Source organism: Pseudomonas sp. SCPG-7 (assembly GCF_002156405.1).
GTDB lineage: Bacteria > Pseudomonadota > Gammaproteobacteria > Pseudomonadales > Pseudomonadaceae > Aquipseudomonas > Aquipseudomonas parakoreensis.
In genome coordinates, this window is record NZ_MVOO01000044.1 from 1 (window position 1) to 725 (window position 725).

The 725-nt window shown below is 54.6% G+C and carries 1 protein-coding gene; it reads right to left on the minus strand.

Going from position 1 to position 725, the window contains the following annotated elements; translation table 11 throughout:
• The coding region (locus B1722_RS28465; protein WP_256578874.1) for an EF-Tu/IF-2/RF-3 family GTPase at nt 1-725 on the minus strand (725 nt) is incomplete at both ends.

Genomic DNA, 725 nt, shown 5'->3' on the forward strand with positions numbered 1-725 from the left:
GCTACGACGCCAGCGCCGACGGTACGACCGCCTTCACGGATAGCGAAACGCAGGCCATCTTCCATCGCGATGGTTTTGATCAGGGTAACAGTCATCTGAATGTTGTCACCTGGCATTACCATTTCAACGCCTTCTGGCAGCTCGCAGTTACCAGTCACGTCAGTAGTACGGAAGTAGAACTGTGGACGATAGCCTTTGAAGAACGGAGTGTGACGACCGCCTTCTTCCTTGCTCAGAACGTAAACTTCTGCGGTGAACTTGGTGTGCGGCTTAACCGAACCTGGCTTGACCAGAACCTGACCACGCTCAACGTCGTCACGCTTGGTACCACGCAGCAGAACTCCGCAGTTCTCGCCAGCACGACCTTCGTCGAGCAGCTTGCGGAACATCTCAACACCGGTGCAGGTGGTGGTGGTGGTGTCACGCAGACCAACGATTTCCAGTGCATCTTGAACGCGAACGATACCGCGCTCGATACGACCAGTCACAACAGTACCGCGACCCGAGATCGAGAATACGTCTTCGATTGGCATCAGGAATGGCTTGTCGATCATACGAACTGGTTCTGGGATGTAGGTATCCAGAGTTTCAACCAGTTTACGAACGGCAGTGGTGCCCATTTCGTTGTCGTCTTTGCCTTCCAGCGCCATACGAGCCGAACCGATGATGATCGGAGTGTCGTCGCCTGGGAAGTCATAGGTGGACAGCAGGTCGCGAACTTCCAT